The organism is Hydrogenophaga sp. 2FB, assembly GCF_005503365.1.
Lineage (GTDB): Bacteria > Pseudomonadota > Gammaproteobacteria > Burkholderiales > Burkholderiaceae_C > Hydrogenophaga.
Genome location: NZ_SCML01000015.1, coordinates 59,217 through 80,506 on the forward strand (window position 1 = coordinate 59,217; position 21,290 = coordinate 80,506).

The 21,290-nt window shown below is 66.6% G+C and carries 18 protein-coding genes and 1 tRNA gene; 5 read left to right on the forward strand and 14 right to left on the reverse strand.

The features are described from left to right. Positions 1-46: 46 nt before the first annotated feature. The 12 genes from FFS09_RS10955 to tsaD all read right to left on the reverse strand — a co-directional run bounded on the left by FFS09_RS10955 (position 47) and on the right by tsaD (position 11,781). Positions 47-526, reverse strand: coding sequence for a NuoB/complex I 20 kDa subunit family protein (locus tag FFS09_RS10955; protein WP_056273769.1), 480 nt, complete (start codon positions 524-526; stop codon positions 47-49). A 36-nt stretch (positions 527-562) separates the two neighbouring features. After that, positions 563-922, reverse strand: coding sequence for an NADH-quinone oxidoreductase subunit A (locus tag FFS09_RS10960; RefSeq protein WP_137918906.1), 360 nt, complete (start codon positions 920-922; stop codon positions 563-565). A 48-nt stretch (positions 923-970) separates the two neighbouring features. Next, positions 971-1,055, reverse strand: a tRNA-Leu gene (locus tag FFS09_RS10965). A 192-nt stretch (positions 1,056-1,247) separates the two neighbouring features. After that, positions 1,248-1,664, reverse strand: coding sequence for a preprotein translocase subunit SecG (gene secG / locus FFS09_RS10970; protein WP_137918907.1), 417 nt, complete (start codon positions 1,662-1,664; stop codon positions 1,248-1,250). A gap of 53 nt (positions 1,665-1,717) precedes the next feature. Continuing rightward, positions 1,718-2,464 (reverse strand): triose-phosphate isomerase, encoded by a 747-nt coding sequence (tpiA, locus tag FFS09_RS10975; RefSeq protein WP_137918908.1) that lies wholly within the window; start codon positions 2,462-2,464, stop codon positions 1,718-1,720. A 22-nt stretch (positions 2,465-2,486) separates the two neighbouring features. Further along, entirely contained in the window at positions 2,487-3,476 is a 990-nt protein-coding gene (locus tag FFS09_RS10980) for an NAD(P)H-quinone oxidoreductase (RefSeq protein WP_137918909.1), read from the reverse strand. Between the two features lie 21 nt (positions 3,477-3,497). Beyond that, on the reverse strand, positions 3,498-5,627 hold the full coding sequence (pnp, locus tag FFS09_RS10985; RefSeq protein WP_137918910.1) for a polyribonucleotide nucleotidyltransferase: 2,130 nt from the start codon (positions 5,625-5,627) through the stop codon (positions 3,498-3,500). A 248-nt stretch (positions 5,628-5,875) separates the two neighbouring features. Beyond that, positions 5,876-6,142, reverse strand: coding sequence for a 30S ribosomal protein S15 (gene rpsO, locus FFS09_RS10990; RefSeq protein ID WP_137918911.1), 267 nt, complete (start codon positions 6,140-6,142; stop codon positions 5,876-5,878). Positions 6,143-6,256: 114 nt separating this feature from the next. Beyond that, a complete protein-coding gene (locus FFS09_RS10995) occupies positions 6,257-7,468 on the reverse strand; it encodes a pyridoxal phosphate-dependent aminotransferase (protein WP_137918912.1) in 1,212 nt (403 codons plus the stop codon). A 20-nt stretch (positions 7,469-7,488) separates the two neighbouring features. Beyond that, positions 7,489-8,811, reverse strand: coding sequence for a branched-chain amino acid ABC transporter substrate-binding protein (locus FFS09_RS11000; protein ID WP_137918913.1), 1,323 nt, complete (start codon positions 8,809-8,811; stop codon positions 7,489-7,491). 157 nt (positions 8,812-8,968) lie between these two features. After that, the gene (locus tag FFS09_RS11005) at positions 8,969-10,660 is read right to left on the reverse strand and encodes an AMP-binding protein (protein WP_137918914.1); all 1,692 of its coding nucleotides are present in this window, start codon (positions 10,658-10,660) and stop codon (positions 8,969-8,971) included. Between the two features lie 35 nt (positions 10,661-10,695). Further along, positions 10,696-11,781 (reverse strand): tRNA (adenosine(37)-N6)-threonylcarbamoyltransferase complex transferase subunit TsaD, encoded by a 1,086-nt coding sequence (gene tsaD / locus FFS09_RS11010; protein ID WP_137918915.1) that lies wholly within the window; start codon positions 11,779-11,781, stop codon positions 10,696-10,698. Positions 11,782-11,851: 70 nt separating this feature from the next. Here tsaD and FFS09_RS11015 point away from each other — a divergent pair, with 70 nt between their 5' ends. The 5 genes from FFS09_RS11015 (at position 11,852) to FFS09_RS11035 (ending at position 17,902) form a co-directional block, all read left to right on the forward strand. Continuing rightward, positions 11,852-13,108 (forward strand): nitrate regulatory protein, encoded by a 1,257-nt coding sequence (locus tag FFS09_RS11015; protein WP_137918916.1) that lies wholly within the window; start codon positions 11,852-11,854, stop codon positions 13,106-13,108. A gap of 331 nt (positions 13,109-13,439) precedes the next feature. After that, entirely contained in the window at positions 13,440-14,717 is a 1,278-nt protein-coding gene (locus tag FFS09_RS11020) for a CmpA/NrtA family ABC transporter substrate-binding protein (protein ID WP_137918917.1), read from the forward strand. A 24-nt stretch (positions 14,718-14,741) separates the two neighbouring features. Further along, a complete protein-coding gene (gene ntrB, locus FFS09_RS11025; RefSeq protein ID WP_137918918.1) occupies positions 14,742-15,683 on the forward strand; it encodes a nitrate ABC transporter permease in 942 nt (313 codons plus the stop codon). Then, positions 15,680-16,486: an ABC transporter ATP-binding protein gene (locus FFS09_RS11030; protein ID WP_137918919.1), complete on the forward strand. Its 807-nt coding sequence runs from the start codon at positions 15,680-15,682 to the stop codon at positions 16,484-16,486. Before ntrB ends, FFS09_RS11030 begins: the two co-directional genes overlap by 4 nt. A gap of 201 nt (positions 16,487-16,687) precedes the next feature. Continuing rightward, the gene (locus FFS09_RS11035; RefSeq protein ID WP_137918920.1) at positions 16,688-17,902 is read left to right on the forward strand and encodes an MFS transporter; all 1,215 of its coding nucleotides are present in this window, start codon (positions 16,688-16,690) and stop codon (positions 17,900-17,902) included. A gap of 13 nt (positions 17,903-17,915) precedes the next feature. Here the strand turns inward: FFS09_RS11035 and FFS09_RS11040 are convergent, their stop codons facing one another. Together FFS09_RS11040 and FFS09_RS11045 are read right to left on the reverse strand one after the other, a co-directional pair. Beyond that, positions 17,916-19,643, reverse strand: coding sequence for a bifunctional protein-serine/threonine kinase/phosphatase (locus tag FFS09_RS11040; protein ID WP_137918921.1), 1,728 nt, complete (start codon positions 19,641-19,643; stop codon positions 17,916-17,918). Between the two features lie 47 nt (positions 19,644-19,690). Beyond that, the gene (locus tag FFS09_RS11045) at positions 19,691-20,980 is read right to left on the reverse strand and encodes a type IV pili methyl-accepting chemotaxis transducer N-terminal domain-containing protein (protein ID WP_137918922.1); all 1,290 of its coding nucleotides are present in this window, start codon (positions 20,978-20,980) and stop codon (positions 19,691-19,693) included. Positions 20,981-21,290 lie beyond the last annotated feature (310 nt).

The window sequence follows — 21,290 nt, forward strand, 5'->3', positions numbered from 1 at the left end:
GAACGTGGTTCTTTCTGAGCCAATAACGTGCGAGCGGGCGCCGCCCTCAGGCCCGCGCGATGGTTTGGGTGCGGCGGATCTTCTGCTGCAGCTGGATGATTCCGTAGAGCAACGCCTCGGCCGTGGGTGGGCAACCGGGCACATACACGTCTACCGGCACGATGCGGTCGCAACCGCGCACCACCGAATAGCTGTAGTGGTAGTAGCCACCGCCGTTGGCGCACGAACCCATGGAGAGCACCCAGCGCGGCTCGGCCATCTGGTCGTACACCTTGCGCAGGGCGGGCGCCATCTTGTTGCACAGCGTGCCGGCCACGATCATCAGGTCGGACTGGCGCGGGCTGGCGCGGAACACTTCGGAGCCGAAGCGGCCGATGTCGTAACGCGCGGCGGCCGCATGCATCATCTCGACCGCGCAGCAGGCCAGGCCGAAGGTCATGGGCCAGAGCGACCCGGTCTTGGCCCAGTTCACCACCGAGTCGTAGCTGGTGGTGACGAAACCTTCTTTGAAAACGCCTTCAATCATGTAGCACTCCGGTGCGCGCGCCCGCGTGTGTGGAAATCACTCCCAATCCAATGCGCCTTTTTTCCACTCGTAGGCAAAACCCACGGTGAGGATGGCCAGGAACACCACGCCCGCAATGAAGCCGGTGACGCCGATGTCGCTGAAAGCGACGGCCCAGGGAATGAGAAATGCGATTTCGAGGTCGAAAAGAATGAAGAGGATGGCGACCAGGTAATAGCGCACATCGAACTTCATGCGGGCATCTTCGAAAGCTTCGAAGCCGCATTCGTAAGGCGAGTTCTTCTCAGCGTCAGGAAGATTGGGACCCAGGATATAGCCCAATACCTGCGGGATGATCCCAACAGCAATACCCACCAAAATAAACAAGAGAACGGGGAGGTATTGTTCGAGACTCATCGTGGGTAACTTCCGCTGACACGGCGTGGGGCCGTGTTGTCCAATGATTGGTGCCGACGGCGAGACTCGAACTCGCACAGCTTTCGCCACTACCCCCTCAAGATAGCGTGTCTACCAATTTCACCACGTCGGCTAAGTCTGCATTGATGGGCTCGCGAGGAATGGTGCGAGCCTTGCTGACAACCCATAGAGTTTACCCTGAAACACTCACCATTTCGGGGCGACGCTTTGGTTTTTCCGAAGGAATCGGTCGGGCTGTCATTGCGTCAGAAAAGGCCCGCTCGGCACCGTGTCCGAGCGGATCGCGAATTCGCGAACTAGTGGCTTACTTCGCCGGAATCTGGGCCGCGCCGGAGCCGGTGGCGGCTTCGCCACCAGGAACCGCTGCGGGCGCCGAGGAAGCTGGTGCAGGCGCTGTGGTCGTGCCCGGAATCTGCTGTGCGGGTTGCGTCGGCACAGCAGCACCTTCCAGCACGCTGCCCGCGCTCGGTGCCACCGTGCGCAGGTTGCCAAAGTAGGCCAGGCCCAGTGTGCAGGCCAGGAACACCGCGGCCAGCACGGCGGTGGTGCGGGACAGGAAGTTCGCACCGCCCGATGCACCGAACAGGCTGGCCGAACCAGCGCCACCACCAAAGGCCGCGCCCGCGTCGGCGCCCTTGCCGTGCTGCATGAGGATCAGGCCGATCATGCCCAGCGCGGCCAGGATCTGGACGACCTGCAGGATGGTCAACAAAACGTTCATTCTTTTCTCCGGGAGTTCGGTTGTTGTCGCGCCACCCAGGACGCGAACAGGGATTAAGGGGCCGAGGCCACGATCTGAAGGAAGTCGGGCGCCTTGAGCGACGCGCCGCCAATGAGGCCGCCGTCGATATCGGGCTGGGCCAGCAGGCTGACGGCGTTGGCCGCGTTCATGCTGCCGCCGTACAGGATGTGGACACGCCCGGCGTTCTGCGTCGCGGCCGAGATTTGCGCGCGCAACACGGCATGCACCTGCTGCGCCTGTTCGGGCGTGGCGGTCTTGCCGGTGCCGATCGCCCAGACCGGTTCGTAAGCCACCACGATTTCTGTGATGCAGTGGCCACAGAGATGGACCACGGCAGCCAGCTGGCGCTTGACGACTTCTTCGGTGTGGCCGGCTTCGCGTTCGGCCAGCGTTTCGCCCACACAGACGATGGGCGTGATGCCCTTCGCCAATGCGGCCTTCGCCTTCTCCGCCACCAAGGCATCGGTTTCGCCGTGGTACTGGCGGCGCTCGGAGTGGCCCACGATGGCGTAGCGGCAACCGAAGTCGCGCAGCATCGCCGCCGACACCTCACCGGTGTAGGCGCCCTGCTCCTGGTTCGACACGTCCTGCGCACCCCAGGCGACCGGGCTGCCTTGCAGCAAGGTGCCCAGCTGTGCGAGGTACGGTGCCGGCGCGCACAGCGCCATGTCCGCCTTGGGCGACTGCCCGTCGAGGCCATCGAGCATGGCCTTGACCAACGCCTCGTTGGCGGCCAGCGAGCCGTTCATCTTCCAGTTGCCTGCGATCAGTTTTCTCATGGCTGTTTTTTCTTCAACCTGTTCAAGCCCAGCTCAGCACGAGCTTGCCGACGTGCTGGTTGGACTCCATCAGCGTGTGCGCTGCGGCGGCCTGAGCAGCCGGGAAGACCTGGTGGATCACCGGCTTGATGCGCCCATCGACCAACAACGGCCAGACGTTCGCACGCAATGCCGCGGCGATGGCGGCCTTGAACGACACCGGACGTGGGCGCAGCGTGGAGCCCGTGATGGTCAGGCGGCGGCGCAACACCAGGCCGGCGTTGAACTCGGCCTTCGTGCCGCCCTGCACCGCGATGATCACCAATCGGCCGTCTTCGGCCAGGCATTCGATCTCTCGCGCCGCATAAGAGCCCGCCACCATGTCAAGAATGACGTCCACGCCCTTCTTGCCCGTGAGTTCGGCCACCGCGGTGACGAAATCCTGGGTCTTGTAGTTGATGGCGTGGTCGGCACCCAGCTTCAGGCAGGCCGCGCACTTGTCGTCGCTGCCGGCGGTGGCGATCACGCGCGCGCCCAGGGCCTTGGCCATCTGGATCGCGGTCACGCCGATGCCACTGGTACCGCCTTGCACCAGCAAGGTTTCGCCCGCCTGCAAACGCCCGCGGTCGAACACGTTGCTCCAGACGGTGAAGAAGGTTTCGGGGAGCGAAGCGGCCGCAATGTCGTCCAGCCCATCGGGCACTGGCAGACATTGCGCGGCAGGCGCCACGCACCACTGCGCGTAGCCACCACCCGCGACCAACGCGCACACACGGTCACCGGTCTTCAGTCCCGCGGCGGCCATGGCCACCGCATCGCCCGACTCGATCACCCCCGCCACTTCGAGGCCGGGAATGTCGGACGCGCCGGGCGGCACCGGGTAGTTGCCGGTGCGCTGCAGCACGTCGGGGCGGTTCACGCCCGATGCGCTCACGCGGATCAAGACCTCGCCCGCACCCGCGACCGGCACCGGGCGTTCGCCCAGACGCAGGACATCGGGTGCGCCGAACGCGCTGATTTCAACGGCTTGCATGACCGGCACCACCGCTTGCGATCAGGACTGAGGTTGCTGCTGCGGCTGCTCGCCGTTGTTGCGCTCGGCCAGTGCCTTCATGGACAGCTTGACGCGGCCCTTTTCGTCGGTCTCGAGCACCTTCACGCGCACAACCTGGCCTTCGGTCAGGTAGTCGGTGACCTTCTCGACACGTTCGTGGGCGATCTGGCTGATGTGCAGCAGGCCATCCTTGCCAGGCAGCAGATTGATCAGCGCACCGAAGTCGAGGATCTTGGTGACCGGGCCTTCGTAGATCTTGCCCACTTCCACTTCGGCGGTGATCTGCTCGATGCGGCGCTTGGCTTCGTCGGCCTTGGCCGAGTCGGTCGAGGCGATGGTGATGGTGCCGTCTTCGTCGATGTTGATCTGCGTGCCGGTTTCTTCGGTCAGCGCGCGGATGACGGAGCCGCCCTTGCCGATCACGTCGCGGATCTTCTCGGGGTTGATCTTCATGGTGAAGAGCTTGGGCGCGAAATTGGACACTTCGGTCTTGGCTTCGCCCATGGCGTCCTGCATCTTGCCCAGAATGTGCATGCGGGCTTCCTTGGCCTGGGCCAGCGCGACCTGCATGATTTCCTTGGTGATGCCCTGGATCTTGATGTCCATCTGCAGCGCCGAGATGCCGTTGGTGGTACCGGCCACCTTGAAGTCCATGTCGCCCAGGTGATCTTCGTCACCCAGGATGTCGGTCAGCACGGCGAAGCGGTTGCCGTCCTTGATCAGACCCATGGCGATACCGGCCACGTGCGCCTTCATGGGCACGCCAGCGTCCATCAACGCCAGGCAGCCACCGCAAACGGAAGCCATCGACGACGAGCCGTTGGACTCGGTGATTTCGGACACCACGCGCATGGTGTAAGGGAAGTCTTCCTTGCTCGGCAGCGCGGCGATCAGCGCGCGCTTGGCCAGGCGGCCGTGGCCGATTTCGCGGCGCTTGGGCGTGCCGAAGCGGCCGGCTTCGCCAGTGGCGAAGGGAGGCATGTTGTAGTGCAGCATGAAGCGGTCTTCGAACTCGCCGGCCAGCGCGTCGATGCGCTGCGCATCGCGGTCGGTGCCGAGCGTGGCCACGACGAGCGCCTGGGTTTCACCGCGGGTGAACAGGGCCGAGCCGTGGGTGCGGGGCAGCACGCCGTTGCGGATTTCGATGGCGCGCACGGTGCGCGTGTCGCGACCGTCGATGCGGGGTTCGCCAGCCAGAATCTGGCCGCGCACGATCTTGGCTTCGATTTCGAACAGCAGGGCTTCGATGGCCACGCTGTCGAAGTCCACGCCTTCGGCCTTCAAGGCGGCGAACACGTCGGCATAGGCGGTGCGGCAAGCCTGGGTGCGGGCTTGCTTGTTGCGGATCTGGTACGCGGCTTCGAGCTTGGCCTTGGCCAGGCCGTCGATCTTGGCGATCAGGGGCTCGTCCTTGGCGGGCGCTTGCCAGTCCCAGGCGGGCTTGCCGGCGTCGCGCACCAGCTCGTTGATCGCGGCAATCGCGATGTTGCCCTGCTCATGGCCGAACACCACCGCGCCGAGCATGATTTCTTCGGACAGCTGGTCGGCTTCGGACTCCACCATCAACACAGCGCCTTCGGTGCCTGCGACCACGAGGTCAAGCTGGCTGCCCTTCAACTGGGTCTGGCCCGGGTTGAGAACATATTCACCGTTCACGTAACCCACGCGGGCGGCGCCGATGGGGCCATTGAACGGGATGCCGCTGATGGACAGCGCGGCAGAGGTGGCGATCATCGCGGCGATGTCGGCCTGCACTTCAGGGTTCAGACTCACGACGTGCACGATCACTTGCACTTCGTTGTAGAAGCCTTCAGGGAACAGCGGGCGGATCGGGCGGTCGATCAGGCGGCAGGTCAGCGTTTCGAGTTCGCTCGGGCGGCCTTCGCGCTTGAAGAAGCTGCCGGGAATCTTGCCAGCGGCGTACGACTTCTCGGTGTAGTCAACCGTCAGGGGGAAAAAGTCCTGACCGGCCTTGGCTTCGGTTTTGGCGACCACGGTGGCGAGCACCACGGTGTCGTCGATGTTGACCAGCACAGCGCCAGTGGCCTGGCGGGCCATTTCGCCGGTTTCCATCGTGACCGTGTGGGGGCCCCACTGGAAGGTCTTGGTGACTTTGTTGAACATGCTCATGGTGTTTCTCCGTTAAACGCCCCCCGTCTTTGACGGGTGGCTCAACGTGCAGCATCGCTGCACAAAACCCGGAGGCTCAACCCAGAACACGATGCCATTCCAGAAAGACTGTGGGCGCACAACCCGTCTGGAATGACACAGCTTCGCTCTGTTGTCGGGACTCCGGAATCAAAAAAGGCGCGCGACAAGCAAAAAACGCCCGAGCCAGCGAACCAACTCAGGCGTTTCGTGTGTCACAGCCGTGCCAATTACTTGCGCAGGCCCAGTTTCTGGATCAGGGCCAGGTAACGCTCGGCGTCCTTGGACTTGAGGTAGTCGAGCAGCTTGCGACGGCGGCTCACCATGCGCAGCAGACCGCGACGGCCATGGTGGTCCTTGGCGTGGGTCTTGAAGTGGGGGGTGAGTTCGTTGATGCGGGCGGTCAGCAGTGCGACTTGCACTTCAGGGCTGCCGGTGTCGTTGGCGGCGCGGGCGTTGGCCGCGACCACTTCGGCTTTGATGGATGAGGCGATCATTGAGGTTTCCTTGGCCAGTTGTCTGGCGTTACGTGCGTCCCGTCGCAGCGAATTGGAAGAGCTTCCAGCCGCAGCGGGCGTGAATTTGCCGCCTGTGAAGACAGCAACCGACGATTATAGACGGGTTTGACCGCCCGACGGCCGGGCCTGAAGCCACCCGCTCAGGCGCTCGACGCCCTGCCCCAGCCGGCGGGTGTCGCGGCTGGCGAAGCACCAGCGCAACCACCCTGCCGCCTCCGGGCTGAAGGCGCTGCCCGGGGCCAGGCCCAGGCCGGCTTCGCGCACCAGGCGCTTGGCCACCGCCAGGCAGTCATCCTGGCCATCGAGGCGAAAGAAGGCGTACATGCCGCCGAAGGGCTCGGCGAGTGTGACGCCGGGCAATGCGCGCAGCAGAGGCACCAGGGTGTCGCGGCAGTGCCGCAGGTGGTTCACCAACGCGGGCGTGACTTCGCCACCGCGCTGGAGCGCCACCGTGGCGGCGCGCTGCACGAACACCGGCGCGCACGAGGTGTTGTATTCGATCAGCTTGCCGATGGCGTCGGTGAGCGCGGGCGGCAGCACCAGCCAGCCCAGGCGCCATCCCGTCATGAGAAAGCTCTTGGAGAAGCTGTGGGCGACGATGACGCGGTCGTCCGGTTCGGCCACATCCAGAAAGCTGGGCGCGGCGCCGTTGGCCGTGTCGCTCGCGAAATAGAGGCGTTCGTAGACCTCGTCGGCCAGGATCCAGGTGCCGGTGCGGCGGCAATGGTCGAGGATGGTTCGCTGCTCGGCGGCGCTGAGCGTCCAGCCGGTGGGGTTGTTCGGCGCGTTGACGACCAGCATGCGCGTGGCCGGTGTGATGGCGGCCAGCAAGGCGTTCATGTCCAGCACCCAGGCGCCGGCGCGCGCGCCATCGGTCTGCACGCGCAAAGGCACACGGGTCACTTTCGCGCCCATGATGAGCGACTGCGCCGCCAGGTTGGGCCAGGCCGGCGTGACCACCACCACCTCGTCACCCGACTCCACCAGCGTCTGCGCCGCCAGCATCAGGCCGTTGACGCCGCCCGAGGTGACCGCGAGCCGGTCAAACCAGTGGGACGCGGTGCGGGCGGGGTGCAGGCCTTCGGTGTACGTGGCGATCGACTCGCGCAGTTCATGCAGGCCGAGGTTGTGCGCGTAGAAGGTTTCACCGGCCTGGAGCGAGGCCACGGCCGCGTCGCGGATGAAGGCGGGGGTGACTTCATCGCTCTCGCCGAACCAGAACTTCAGCACATCGTCCCGGCCCAGGCCTTCGTTGGCCACTTCGCGGATGCGCGAGGCCTCCAGCTGTTCCACGACACGTCTCATCGGCCCACGCTCCCGCACATTCAAGGTCGCTGCATGGTACAGGTGTGGGGTTGTTCGGCCTGCTGAGGGGTCAGGTTGCGGATCACGCGAAAGCCGTAACCCGAGCCTTCAACGTCGAACTTCACGCCGGGCGCGCCCTGCTTGTCCATCACGGCCACCGCCAGCGATTGCTGGAACTGGTGGTCACCAGCGCGCATGCGGGCGCGCTGGCCGGCCAGCGTCACGTCCGCCTTTTCCAGCTGGGCCGCGATGGTGGCGGCGTTGATCGGACCGCCCGCCGCGCCCGCGCGTTCGATGGCCTGGGCCAGCGACTCGATCATGAGTTGCATGCGCATGTGCACGTAGTCATCGGCCGGGCTGGGGAAGCGCTCGCGGAACGATTTGTAGAACGCCTCGGACTCGGGCGTGGGCACGTTGGGGAACCAGTCGGCCACGGCGATCACCTTGCCGATGCCGGCGTCGCCCATGGCGGCGGGCGCGCCGAGCGCATTGCCGTAGAAGGTGTAGAAGCTGCCCTCGAAGCCGCTTTCGCGCGCGGCCTTCACCAGCAGCGTGAGGTCGTTGCCCCAGTTGCCGGTGAGCACGGCTTGCGCGCCGCTGGCCTTGATCTTGGCGGCGTAGGGCATGAAGTCTTTCACGCGCGCCATGGGGTGCAGTTCGTCGCCGACGATCTTCACGTCGGGGCGTTGCGCGGCAATCTGGCTGCGCGCCTCGCGCAGCACGGCCTGGCCGAAGCTGTAGTCCTGCCCGATCAGGTAGATGTTCTTGAGTTGCTTGTCGTCTCGCAGCACGCTCATGAGCGCGCTCATGCGCATGTCGGCGTGGGCGTCGAAGCGGAAGTGCCAGTAGCTGCAGCGCTCGTTGGTGAGGATGGGGTCCACCGCCGAGTAGTTGAGGAACAGCATCTGGCGCGACGTGTTGCGCTCGTTGTGTTTGTTGATGGCGTCGATCAGCGCGCTGGCCGCGGCCGAAGAATTGCCCTGCGTGACGATGCTGATGTCGCGGTCGATCACCGAACGCAGCACCGAGAGCGCCTCTTCCGTCTGGCCCTTGCTGTCGAAGCGCTCGATCACCAGGGGTCGGTTTCCGCCCAGCGAGGCCGGCAGCTTCACACCGCCGCGGGCGTTGACCCGCTCGGTCGCCCAGACCAGGTTGCGGAACACGGCTTCGCCGGTGTTGGCGATGGGGCCGGAGAGGCCTTCGATCATGCCGATGCGGATGGGTGCACCGGTGGCGGGCGCGGGCGCCTGGGCCAGGGACACGGCGGTGGTCAGCGTGCCGACCAGGGCGGCGGCGAGCGCGCGGCGGCGCGGGGAAAACAGGGTGTCGAACAGGTGTTTCATGGGGAAGCGGGTTTCGGTTGCGGGCCTTATTTGTCGCTCACGCGACAGGATGCCGAAGTCTAATTCATAATTATGGAACCCGGCATGCCCTCCATCGGACCGTCAAGGGCCTTGCCGGACGGCCGATGGCGCTCGAGCCATGCATCGATCAAGGCGTTCAGGAAAAGTCCTCTTCCATGAAAACCCCCGCACCGCGCTGGCCCGAAGCCACTTGCTGCGACTCGTCGGCGCGCAGTTGCACGCGCCGGATCTTGCCGGAGATGGTCTTGGGCAACTCCGTCACGAACTCGATCCGGCGAATGCGCTTGTACGGCGCCAGGTGCTGCCGCGAGAAGGCAAAAATGTCGCGCGCCAGATCGGGCCCGGCCTGCGCGCCCTGGCGCAGGATCAGGTAGGCCTTGGGCACGGCCAGGCGCACCGGGTCGGGGCTGGGCACCACGGCCACTTCCATCACCGCCTCGTGCTCCATCAGCGCGCTCTCCAGCTCGAACGGGCTGATGCGGTAGTCCGAGGCCTTGAACACGTCGTCGCTGCGGCCCACGAAAGTGATGTATCCCTCGTCGTCGCGTTGGGCGATGTCACCGGTGTGGTAGTGCCCGTCGCGCATGGCGTCGCTGTTCTGCGACTCGCTGCCCTGGTAACCCAGCATCAGGCCGATTGGACGCTGCGCCAGCGGCAGCGACACCTCGCCTTCGCTCGCGGGCTGCCCGTCCACGTCCAGCAGCTCGATGCGATAACCCGGCAAGGGCCGTCCCATCGAGCCGGGCTTGAGCGGCTGGCCCGGTGGGTTGCCGATCTGGGCGGTGGTTTCGGTCTGGCCGTAGCCGTCGCGCAAGCCCAGGCCCCAGGCGGCCTGGACCTGTTCGATGATCTCGGGATTGAGCGGTTCGCCCGCGCCGATCACCTCGCGCAGGCTCAGGCGTTCGCGGCATGCCGCCAGGTCTTCCTGGATCAACATGCGCCACACCGTGGGTGGCGCGCACAGGCTGGTCACGCGATGGCGCTCCAGCACCGAGAGCAGCCCTGGCGCATCGAAGCGCGCGTAGTTGTAGATGAAGATGCAGGCACCCGCGTTCCACGGCGCGAAGAAGCAGCTCCAGGCGTGCTTGGCCCAGCCGGGCGACGAGATGTTCAGGTGCACGTCACCGGGCAGCAGGCCGATCCAGTACATGGTGGACAAGTGCCCCACCGGGTAGCTCTGGTGCGAATGCAGCACCAGCTTGGGCTTGGACGTGGTGCCCGAGGTGAAATAGAGCAACAGCGGATCGGTGGCGCGCGTGGGGCCGTCGGGCGTGAAGGCGATGGGCGCGCTGGCGGCGTCTTCGAAACGCTGCCAGCCCTCGACGAGGTCGCCCACGCTGATGCGCGTGTAGTCGCCCTCCAACCCTTCGAACTTGCCGGCGTGCGCGCTGCCCACCACCACGTGGCGCACCTCACCGCGGTCGAGGCGGTCGCGCAGGTCCTGCGCGGTGAGCAAGGCGGTGGCGGGAATCACCACCGCGCCAAGTTTCATGGCGGCCAGCATCACCTCCCACAGTGGCAGCTCGTTGCCCAGCATGAGCAGGATGCGTTCGCCGCGGCGCACGCCCAGCGCGCGCAGGTGGTTGGCCACTTGTGATGAGCGCTCCGCCATCTGCGCGAAGGAACGTTTCACCTCGCTGCCGTCGTCGCCCACGATGTGCAAGGCAGGGGCGTCGTTGCCGCGCGCCATCGCGTCGAAGTGGTCCAGCGCCCAGTTGAACTCGTCCAGCACGGGCCACTGGAAGTCGCGGTACGCGCGGTCGTAGTCCAGGCGGTGCTGTTGCAGAAAGTCGCGGGCGGCCAGGAAGGAAGCGGTGGAAGCGTTCATGGGTCGGTGGTGCAACAGAGGGTTGAGAAACGTATCTAGCGCAGATCGGACAGCGGCCAGCGCGGCTTGACGTCGAAGCGGTAGTCGACCTCACCGGCCTCATCGGCAGACGCCAGCCCGGCCTGCGCGCGCATGCCGCCCGCGAGCGCGATCATGGCGCCGTTGTCGGTGCACAGGTGCAGCTCGGGGTAGTGCACGCGCACACCCGCCTTGGCACAGGCTTCGCCGAGTTGCGCGCGCAGCAGCGCGTTGGCCCCCACGCCGCCGGCCACCACGAGGCGGCGCAGGCCGCTCTGGCGCACCGCCGTCATCGACTTCTTCACCAGCACTTCGACGATGGCCGCCTGCACGCTGGCGGCCACGTCGGCTTTCTGCTGTGCGCTCAGCGGGTCGGCCAGGTGTGGCAGGGCCGGACCATCGGGATGCGCGTGGGCCAGGCGCTTCACCTGCGTGAGCACCGCCGTCTTCAGGCCGGCAAAGGAGAAGTCCAGGTCGCCGCTGTGCAGCAAGGGACGCGGGAACTTGTAGGCCAAGGGGTCGCCCTGCTGCGCCAGGCGCGAGAGCGCCGGACCGCCGGGGTACGGCAAGCCGAGCAGCTTGGCCGATTTGTCGAACGCCTCGCCGGCCGCGTCGTCGATGGTTTCACCCAGCAATTCGTAGCGGCCCACGCCGTCCACCCGCATGAGCTGGCTGTGCCCACCGGACACGAGCAGTGCCACGAAGGGGAACTCGGGCGGGTCGGCGCTCAGGAACGGCGACAGCAAATGGCCTTCGAGGTGGTGCACGCCGATCACCGGCTTGCCCAAGGCGAAGCCGAGCGCACAGGCCACGCCCGAGCCCACCAGCAGCGCGCCCGCCAGACCCGGCCCGCGTGTGTAGGCCACGGCGTCCACGGCCGAGAGCGGCAGGCCGGCTTGCGCCAGCACGGCGTCGGTCAGGGGCAGCACGCGGCGGATGTGGTCGCGGCTGGCGAGTTCGGGCACCACGCCGCCATAGGCCTGGTGCATCTCGATCTGGCTGTGCAAGGCATGCCCCAACAGGCGGGGTGTGGCGCTACCGCTGGCGTCGACCAGGGCCACGCCGGTTTCGTCGCAGGACGACTCGATTCCCAATATCAGCATGCGGGAAGTGTACGGGCGGCATGTTTGTTGCTCAGTCCCCAGGGACATGCCTTGCCTTCCCCACGAACCCATGAAATCGGGCCTGAACTTCCTCGTTGCCGCCAAGCGCTGTGAAATTGCCGAGCTGCAGCAGCTCGCGCTCACGAGCGCGCTGGTGAACGTCACCGGCCGGCTCATCCATGGGCTGCAGCGCGAACGGGGGTTGTCCAACCTGCTCATCGGCTCGCAGGGAGGGCGCTTCGCGGAGATGCGCGCGCACCAGATCGAGGAATGCCGCCAGATCGAGGGCGAGTTGCGCGCGTGTTTCGACAGCCTGGACACGGCGTCGGCCCGCGTGGGCCACGGCGCGCGCCTGTTCAGCCGCATCGCCTACGTGCTGCATGGGCTGGATGCGCTGGACGGTTTGCGCGAGCACGTGGCCTCGCTGCAGTGGAACACCCGCCAGGCCACCGACGCGTACGTGCGGCTGGTGGCCGGCCTGCTGGCGGTGGTGTTCGAGGCCGCCGACAGCGCCAGCGACCCGGAGATTTCCCGCCTGCTGGTGGCGCGCTTCAACTTCATGCAGGGCAAGGAGTTCGCCGGCCAGGAGCGCGCCGTGGGCTCGGCACTGTTCGCCTCGGGCCGTGCCGACACGGGCGAGCAGCAACGCCTGCTGCACCTGATCGAATCGCAGGAGCGCTGCCTGCAGGTGTTCACCGAGTTCGCGAATCCGCGCGTGGTGGATTTCTGGGCCGTCAGCCAGGCCAGCACCACCCTCGCCGAACTCGAGCGCATGCGGCGCGTGCTCTGCACCGCGGCGCAGGGCGTGCCGCTCAACGCGCAGCTCAGCCAGGCCTGGTTCGACTGCTGCAGCCAGCGCATCGACCGCATGAAGTCGGTGGAGGACCGGCTCGCGCTCGACCTGCTGCGCGCCTGCGAAGACAAGACCACCGCCGCGCGTGCCGAACTGGCGTCGTACCAGGCGCTCCAGGCCACGCCCGCGCAGGAGGTCGACGCGCTGTCCTTCTTCCACGACGTGCCCGCAAACTTCGGCGTCAGCCCGCCCAGCTACGGCCTGCAGCTGGACCGCCCTGTCCTGGAGCTGGTGCAGGAGCAGTCGCGCCGCCTGCAAACCATGAGCGATGAACTCGACACCGTGCGCGCCAGCCTGAACGAGCGCAAGGTGATCGAACGCGCCAAGGGCCTGCTGATGGCGCACCGCCAGTTGCGCGAGGAAGAGGCGCACAAGACCATGCGCCAGATGGCGATGAACCAGAACCGCCGCCTGATCGAAGTGGCCGAGGCGGTGCTGGCCATGGCCGAGGTGCTCCCCGAACGGCCGCGCTGAAGCCACGCCCGGTGCTGCGGTGCACAAATACCGTGCCACCCTCGCCCACCGCACCAATTTGAAGCCCGTCGAGCGCCGCCCCGTGGCGATCGCCTCCCCTTGAAGCGGCGGTTTCCCTTTGAAATCAATCCACAGTGGGATAACCCGCAGGTTGGCACGGCAACTGCTTTAGAGAAGGCAACGAAAGCCGGGCCAATGGCGGCAAGGCTTTCCACAGTCTTCCCAGACACAGGACAACGGCGTCCATTTCCCGCCCTGCGCAGCGCAGGCATGGAAATGGGCGCCGTTGTGTTTTGGGGCTTCGATTTTTTTCATCAGCAAGGAGTTGGTCATGAACGCAGTCACCCCCACCCCAGCCGCCAGCGCCACGCCGCTCACGGACTCGCGCCGCGAGTTCATCAAGAAGGGCAGCGCGATCGGCACGGCCGCCCTCTTCTCCACGCTGGGCCACCACGGCGTCTGGGCCGCCGGCTCCGATGCGCCGGAGAAAACCGAAGTCAAGATCGGCTTCATTCCGCTGACCGACTGCGCCAGCGTGGTGATGGCCGCCGAACTCGGCCTGGACAAGAAGCACGGCGTGAAGATCGTGCCGACCAAGGAAGCGAGCTGGGCCGGTGTGCGCGACAAACTCGTCAACGGCGAGCTGGACATGGCCCATGTGCTCTACGGCCTGATCTACGGTCTGCAGCTCGGCACCGCCGGCCCGAAGAAAGACATGGCCGTGCTGATGAACCTGAACCACAACGGCCAGGCCATCACGCTGTCGAAGAAGCTGGCGGACAAGGGCGCGGTGGACGGCCCGTCGCTGGCCAAGCTGATGGCCAGCGAGAAGCGCGAATACACCTTCGCCCAGACCTTCCCCACCGGCACGCACGCGATGTGGCTCTACTACTGGCTCGCCGCCGCGGGCATCGACCCGTTCAAGGACGCGCGCGCCATCGTGGTGCCGCCGCCGCAGATGGTGGCCAACATGCGCGTGGGCAACATGGACGGCTTCTGCGTCGGCGAGCCCTGGAACCACCGCGCCATCATGGACGGCATCGGCATCACTGCCAACACCACGCAGGACATCTGGAAGGACCACCCCGAGAAGGTGCTCGGCACCACGGCCGAGTTCGTGCAGAAGAACCCGAACACCGCGCGCGCCGTGACCGCCGCGATTCTGGAAGCCGGCAAGTGGATCGACGCCGGTCTGCAGAACAAGAACAAGATGGCCGAGACGATCGCGCAGCGCTCGTACGTGAACACCGGCGTGGACGCGATCAACCAGCGCATCCTGGGCCGCTACCAGAACGGCCTGGGCAAGACCTGGGACGACCCCAACCACATGAAGTTCTACAACGACGGCGCGGTGAACTACCCGTACCTGAGCGACGGCATGTGGTTTCTCACGCAGCACAAGCGCTGGGGCCTGTTGAAGTCGCACCCCGACTACCTGGCCGTGGCCAAGCAGGTCAACCGCATCGACATCTACAAGGAAGCCGCGTCCGCCAGCAAGACGCCGCTGCCCAAGTCGGACATGCGCAGCGCCAAGTTCATCGACGGCGTGGTGTGGGACGGCAAGGACCCCGCCAAGTACGCCGACGGTTTCAAGACCCGGGCCGCGTGAGCGCCCTCACAACGGAGCATCACCATGGTCAGTGCCGTATTCCACTCTCCTCTTGAGGCGATGGCGCCCGCCCCCGCGGCGGCGGTGTCGCAAACCCGGTTCGCGACGGCCGCCATCGCCGCCGCCGCGCACCCTGCAACCGAGGCGCCACGCCAGGCCGCAGCGCCCTCACCCTGGCGCGAGCGCTTGTCGGGCTTCTTCCGCGCCGTGCTGCCGCCCGTGCTCGGGCTGGCCTTCCTGGTGATCGTGTGGTCGCTCGTGGCCGGCACGGGCGACAGCGGCATCCCCACGCCGCTGGCCACCTGGACACAAGCCGTCAGCGTGTTCTCCGACCCGTTCTACCAGGCCGGTCCGAACGACCAGGGCGTGGGCTGGAACGTGCTCATGTCGCTGCAGCGCGTGGCGGTCGGCTTCGGTCTGGCCGCGCTCGTGGGCATTCCGGCGGGCTTTGCCATCGGCCGCTTCGAGTTCCTCAGCCGCATGTTCAACCCGCTCATCAGCCTGCTGCGCCCGGTGTCGCCGCTGGCCTGGCTGCCGATCGGCCTGCTGGTGTTCAAGGGTGCGAACCCCGCCGCCATCTGGACCATCTTCATCTGCTCGATCTGGCCCATGATCATCAACACCGCCGTGGGCGTGCAGCGCGTGCCGCAGGACTACATGAACGTGGCGCGTGTGCTCAACCTGAGCGAATGGAAGATCTTCACCAAGATCCTCTTTCCGGCCGTTCTGCCCTACCTGCTCACCGGCGTGCGCCTGGCCGTGGGCACGGCCTGGCTGGTGATCGTGGCTGCCGAAATGCTGACCGGTGGCGTGGGCATCGGCTTCTGGATCTGGGACGAGTGGAACAACCTGAATGTCGCCAGCATCATCATCGCGATCTTCGTGATCGGCATCGTCGGTTTGCTGCTCGAGTTCGGCCTGATCAAGCTGGCCACGCTGTTCACATACGAAGAGGTGAAGTCATGAACGACGCATCCAAATACATCGAGATCCAGAACGTCGAACAAACCTTCAAGACCCGCAAGGGCAATTTTCCCGCGCTGCGCGACATCCACCTGACCGTGGCCAAGGGCGAGTTCGTCACGCTCATCGGCCACTCGGGCTGCGGCAAGTCCACGCTGCTCAACCTCATTGCCGGCCTCACCACGCCCACCAATGGCGTGCTGCTCTGCGCCAACAAGGAAATCAACGGCCCCGGCCCCGAGCGCGCGGTGGTGTTCCAGAACCACTCGCTGCTGCCGTGGTTGACGTGCTTCGAGAACGTCCACCTCGCGGTCGAGCGCGTGTTCGGCGGCAGCGAAAACAAGGCCCAACTCAAGGCCCGCACCGACGCCGCGCTGGCGCTGGTCGGCCTCACGCCTGCCGCACAGAAACGCCCCGGCGAAATCTCCGGCGGCATGAAACAACGCGTGGGCATTGCGCGCGCGCTGTCGATGGAGCCCAAGGTGCTGCTGATGGACGAGCCCTTCGGCGCACTCGACGCCCTCACCCGCGCCAAGCTGCAGGACGAGTTGCTGGAGATCGTGGCGCGCACACAGAGCACGGTGGTGATGGTCACGCACGATGTGGACGAGGCCGTGCTGCTGAGCGACCGCATCGTGATGCTCACCAACGGCCCGGCCGCCACCATCGGCGAGGTGCTCACGGTGGACCTGCCACGCCCGCGCCACCGCGTCGAACTGGCCGACAGCCCGGCGTACCAGCAGTGCCGCAAGCAAGTGATCGACTTCCTCTACACCCGCCAAGCGCACGTGGAAAAGGCGGCCTGAGCCCCAAAACGGCGCATGCACCCGCCCTTTCACGGGCATGGAATTTGCGAGAAGAACGGCAAGGCTAACGACGGCCTTTTTCCTTGCATCGGGTTGCCGGTTCCGGCCGCCCGATGCCCCATGCACCGCAACCGGCCATGCGCCGGTCCTACCGGCATGGGCCATCCGTTCCCCACTCCCCTTCTCACAAAGGTTCACGCCATGGCGGGTTTCCGATCGTTCCTGAAAGCAGGCCACAGCCCCACCCTGCTGGCCTCGTTCGTCTACTTCACCTATTGCTGCGGCGTCTGGGTCACCAACGGGGCCATGGCGCCCTTCATCAAGGATTCGCTCAACCTGAGCCCGGCCCAGCTCGGCGTGATGCTCTCGGTGCCGATCTTCGCCGGCGCGCTCATGCGGTTTCCGCTGGGCGTGCTGGCGCAGTACATCGGCCGCAAGAACGCCACGCTGGTGGAAATGAGTGGCATCGCGATCGCGCTGCTGTTCGGTTATTTCTTCGTCGACACCTTTAACGACCTGCTGGCCATGGGCGTGCTGCTGGGCATCGCGGGCGCGAGCTTCGGCGTGGCCCTCTCGCTCGGCTCGGGCTCCTTTCCCGCGCGCTACAAGGGCCTGGCCATGGGCCTGGTGGGTGCGGGCAATGTGGGCACCTCGCTCTCGGCCCTGTTCGCGCCGCAACTGGCGCAGGCCTACGGATGGCAATCGGTGTACGGCATCGCCGCCGTCGGGCTGCTGCTGCCGGTGGTGGTCATGATCGTCTTCGCGCGCGAGCCCGACGACGTGGACAAACACGCGGGCCTGCGCGACCACGCCGCCTGCCTGTTCGAGAAGGACGGCTGGGCCTTCAGCGCCATCTACGCCATCACCTTCGGCGGCTTCATCGGCCTCACCACCTTCCTGCCGAGCTACTACTACGACCAGTTCGGCGTGAGCAAGGTGCAGGCCGGCCAGCTCACCATGCTGGCGGCGTTCATGGGCGCTGCGCTGCGCATCTTCGGTGGCTGGATCTCCGACCACTGGGGCGGCATCAACACGCTGACCGCCGTGCTCGTGGTCATCTCGGTCACGCTGCTGGCCTGCGGCCTGGCGGGCGGTTCTCTGGTGGTCACCACGCTGCTGCTGATGCTGTGTTTCGCCGCGCTGGGCGCGGGCAATGGCGCGCTGTTCCAGCTGGTGCCGCTGCGCTGGCCGCTCACCACGGCCGTGGCCGGCTCCATGATCGGCGAGATCGGCGCCCTCGGCGGCGGCCTGGTGCCCAACGCGATGGGCCTGTCGCGGCAGTACACCGGCACCTACTTCTGGGGCTTCGCGCTGTTCGCGGTGCTCGCCTTGTGTGCGCTGGGGATGATGCGGTTCATGCAGATCCGGTGGACACGCACTTGGGCTGAGAAGGGTGGTCGGGCGCGCACCGCTTGAGTGCGTGCATCGATTACGTCGGCAGAAACAACAACCAGTAGATCAACAGCACATTGAACAGCACGCTCAAGCCCAGCAGCAGCTTCCACACCATCGTCGGGTCGCGCTGCAGCAGGGCTGACGCGGGCGGCACGGTCAATGGCCGCGACGCGCCGCGCTCCAGCGCCAGCAGAAATTCTTCGGCCGTCTCGAAGCGCTGCGACTGCTCGCGCGCCACGGCCTTCTGCACCACGTGGTCGAGCCAGATCGGTACCTCGGGGTTGTGGCGACTGGGCGGTGTTGGGTCGCGGTAGTAGCGCCCCACCTGGTAGGGCAGCACCTCGCCATAGGGCAGGCGCGCGGCGAGCAACTGGTAGAGCGTGACGCCCAGCGCGAACAGGTCGCTCCGGGCGTCGGGCAGTTGCTGGGCTTCCGCGTCACCCCACTGCTCCGGGTTCACATAGCTCGGCGTGCCCGCGTGCAGGCGGCGCATGCTCTCGGGTTCGCGCCCACTCAGGGCCACGCCGAGATCGAGCACGCGCAGCACGCCATCGTCGCCCTGGTGCAGGTTGGCCGGCTTGATGTCGCGGTGGATCACGCCCTGGCGGTGCATGCGGCCGAGCACGCGCAGGGTCTGCATGGCGATCTGCACCGCCTGGCCGGGCGCGAAGCGCTGCGAGCGGTCCAGCATCTGCTGCAAGGTCTCGCCACCGTGCCAGTCGTACAGGAGGTAATAGGCGCTGCGCGGCTGGCGCGTGGGCAGGCTGTGGTGCAGGCCCACCAGGTTGTCGGCCGCGCGCGAGGACTGCATGCGCCGCGACAACCAGGCCTCGTGCGCGAGCATCGCGCGCTCGCCGGGGTCGTGGGCTCGCGCCGGGTGCAACGTCTTGAGCGCATACAAGGTCTGCGTGGCCGGGTCGCGCACCTGGTAGAGCAGGTTGATGCCGTTGTCGGCCACGGGCGCGGTGACCACGAAACCGTCGAGCTGGTCGCCCACCTTCAGGCGCGGCGCCATCGGCAGCGCCTCGGCCAGGCGGCTGGCGTCTTCCCAGTTGGGGTCGAGCAGGCCGCGCACGCGCACCACCATGGCGGTGAGGTTGTCGTCGCTGCCCGCGGCCAGCGCGGCCTCCACCAGGCGTTCGCAAGCGTCCTGCGTGGACACCGACAGATCGGCGCAGGCGCTCAGGCGGCGTTCGAGCAGCTTGCCGTGCACGCCATCGGTGAGCAGCACGAAGGTGTCGCCCACCTGCAGGTCGCCCTGCACGTAGTCGACCACGAGGTGGTCTTCCAACCCCACGGCGCGCAGCAGCTGGTGCTGCATGTCGGGGTGGTTGACCACGTGGTCGTGCGTGAGCCGCAGCGTCTGGCCTTCGCGCAACAGGTAACAACGCGAATCGCCCACGTGCGCCAGCGTGTACGACTGGCCGCGCAGCACCAATGCGGTGAGCGTGGTCAGGCCCATGGCCGGCTGGCGGCTGCGGTTGAGGCCGCTGAGCCAGGCGTTCTGCGCGCCGATGATGCGGTCCAGCGCGACGGTGGTGTCCCAGGTTTCGGGCGTGCTGTGGTAGTCGCGCACCAAACTGGTCACCGTGGTCTGGGCGGCTTCTCGCCCCATGCCGCCGGTGCTCACGCCGTCGGCGATGGCCACGATGGAGCCCATGTCTTCCTGCCCCCCGGGCGGCAACATGGCCGCGCAGAAGTCTTCGTTGTGTTCCTTGCGGCCCGCCTGGCAGGCGAATCCGATGTCGATGTCAAAAGCCATGCACCACCCAAGCAAGAACGGGGCCCAACTTGGTGCAGCGCACCTTCTTAGCCCATCAGCATCTGCATGCTGCGCTCGTAATGCGCTGAAAGCCGTTCGAAACCTTCGAGCAGGTTTTCGCTGGCGCTGGCCAGGCCCTCCAGCCGCAACAACCGGTCGCGCCCGGCGGGCCGCTGGATGTGCGTGGCACCGGCCACCAGCAACTCCCATTCGCGCGCCGCGGTGTCGAGCGTGTGGCGGATCTCGGGCGTGGACAGGGGCAGGCCGTTGAGCAGCGCCAGGCCCGATTCGAACTCGCGCTGCGCCAGGGTCATCGCGGCCTCGCCGCTGGGCGTGGACGGCTCCAGCAGCGCCATCAGCGCACCCTTGGCGAAACGCTGCGACAGCATGCGCTGGCGCCCCGCGATGTTGAGCACCTTCAGGGGTGGCGCCGCGCCTGCGCTCTCCAGGCCCGAGGTCAGGCGCTCGGCCTCCTGCAGCAGGCGTTCGGCCAGCGCGTCCACCGTGGCGAGTTGTCCGGGAGCCGGCTTGCCCTTGAGCGCCGGCTTCAGGCGCTGCCAGGTGGCCACCACCTGGGCCAACAGGTCGCCGAAGGTCGCGGCCGAGAGGGTCTTGTCGAGCAGGGCGATGTTCGCGTCGACGCGCTGGATCGACGCGTCGAGCAAGGCGTCCTGTGCTCGGGCCTGCACCTCGGCCAGGCGCAGCAGGTAAAGCTTGACCAGGCGCTGCGACAGCATGCGCAACTGCCCGGCCCGGTTCACCCCTTCAGCGAAGCGCGCCGACTGGATGATGTGCTCCGACACCTGGCCCAGGCGCTGGTTGCTGTGCATGGAGGCGGTGCGCAGGATCTGGAAGGCCTCGTCGTCGGTGAGCTGCCGCGCGCGCATGAGGATGCCCTTGGCGCGCTCCACCGACTTGCGTTCCTCGAAGCGCTGGGACACGTCGCGCAACTGCTCCTGCAGCGCCTGCCCTTGCTTGTGGCGCGCCTGCGCCAGGTGAATGAGCGGGCGCAGCCGCTGCGCGCCATAACCCTGGACCACGTAGGCGTGGATGCCCGCGCCCACGGCCTGCTCGATGTGGGCCGCATCGCTGTCCTGGGTGAACACGATCACCGGGCAAGGGGCGGTGTCGGCCAGGGCCTGGGTGGCCTTGAACAGCACGTCATCGGGCGCGGACACCTCGCCGATCACCACATCTGGTGCATGGCGCACGGCGGCCTGCACCAGTTTGCTGCAGTCGTCCTCCTGCGCGAGCACCTCGATGCCGATGGCCTGGAGGTCTTGTGCGAGCGGCAGCGCCGCTGCGGCGCCGCGGCGAAATACCAGCGCAGTTGTCATAAGAATCAAGAACTTGAGAGAGAAAGAGGCCGGGGTGGACACCCGGTTCGCAGCACGTGCCGTGCCAGCACAAGGCCACGCCGAACCGTGGCATTCGCAGGGGTTTCGATGATATGGCACACGTTTTGCATTGGCCTATGCAGACGTGACGAAGCGTCCAACCCCGACCGCAGTGTCGCGGGACTGTGCACAACGACGTGCGCAGCGAAACAACGGCCCGCCGTGCGGCGCGCCACTGCCCGGCCCCTGGCCGGCCAACATGCACACCCCCAGCCTTTTCAGGTGCCCCTGCACGAGCGCGTCCGCGCGC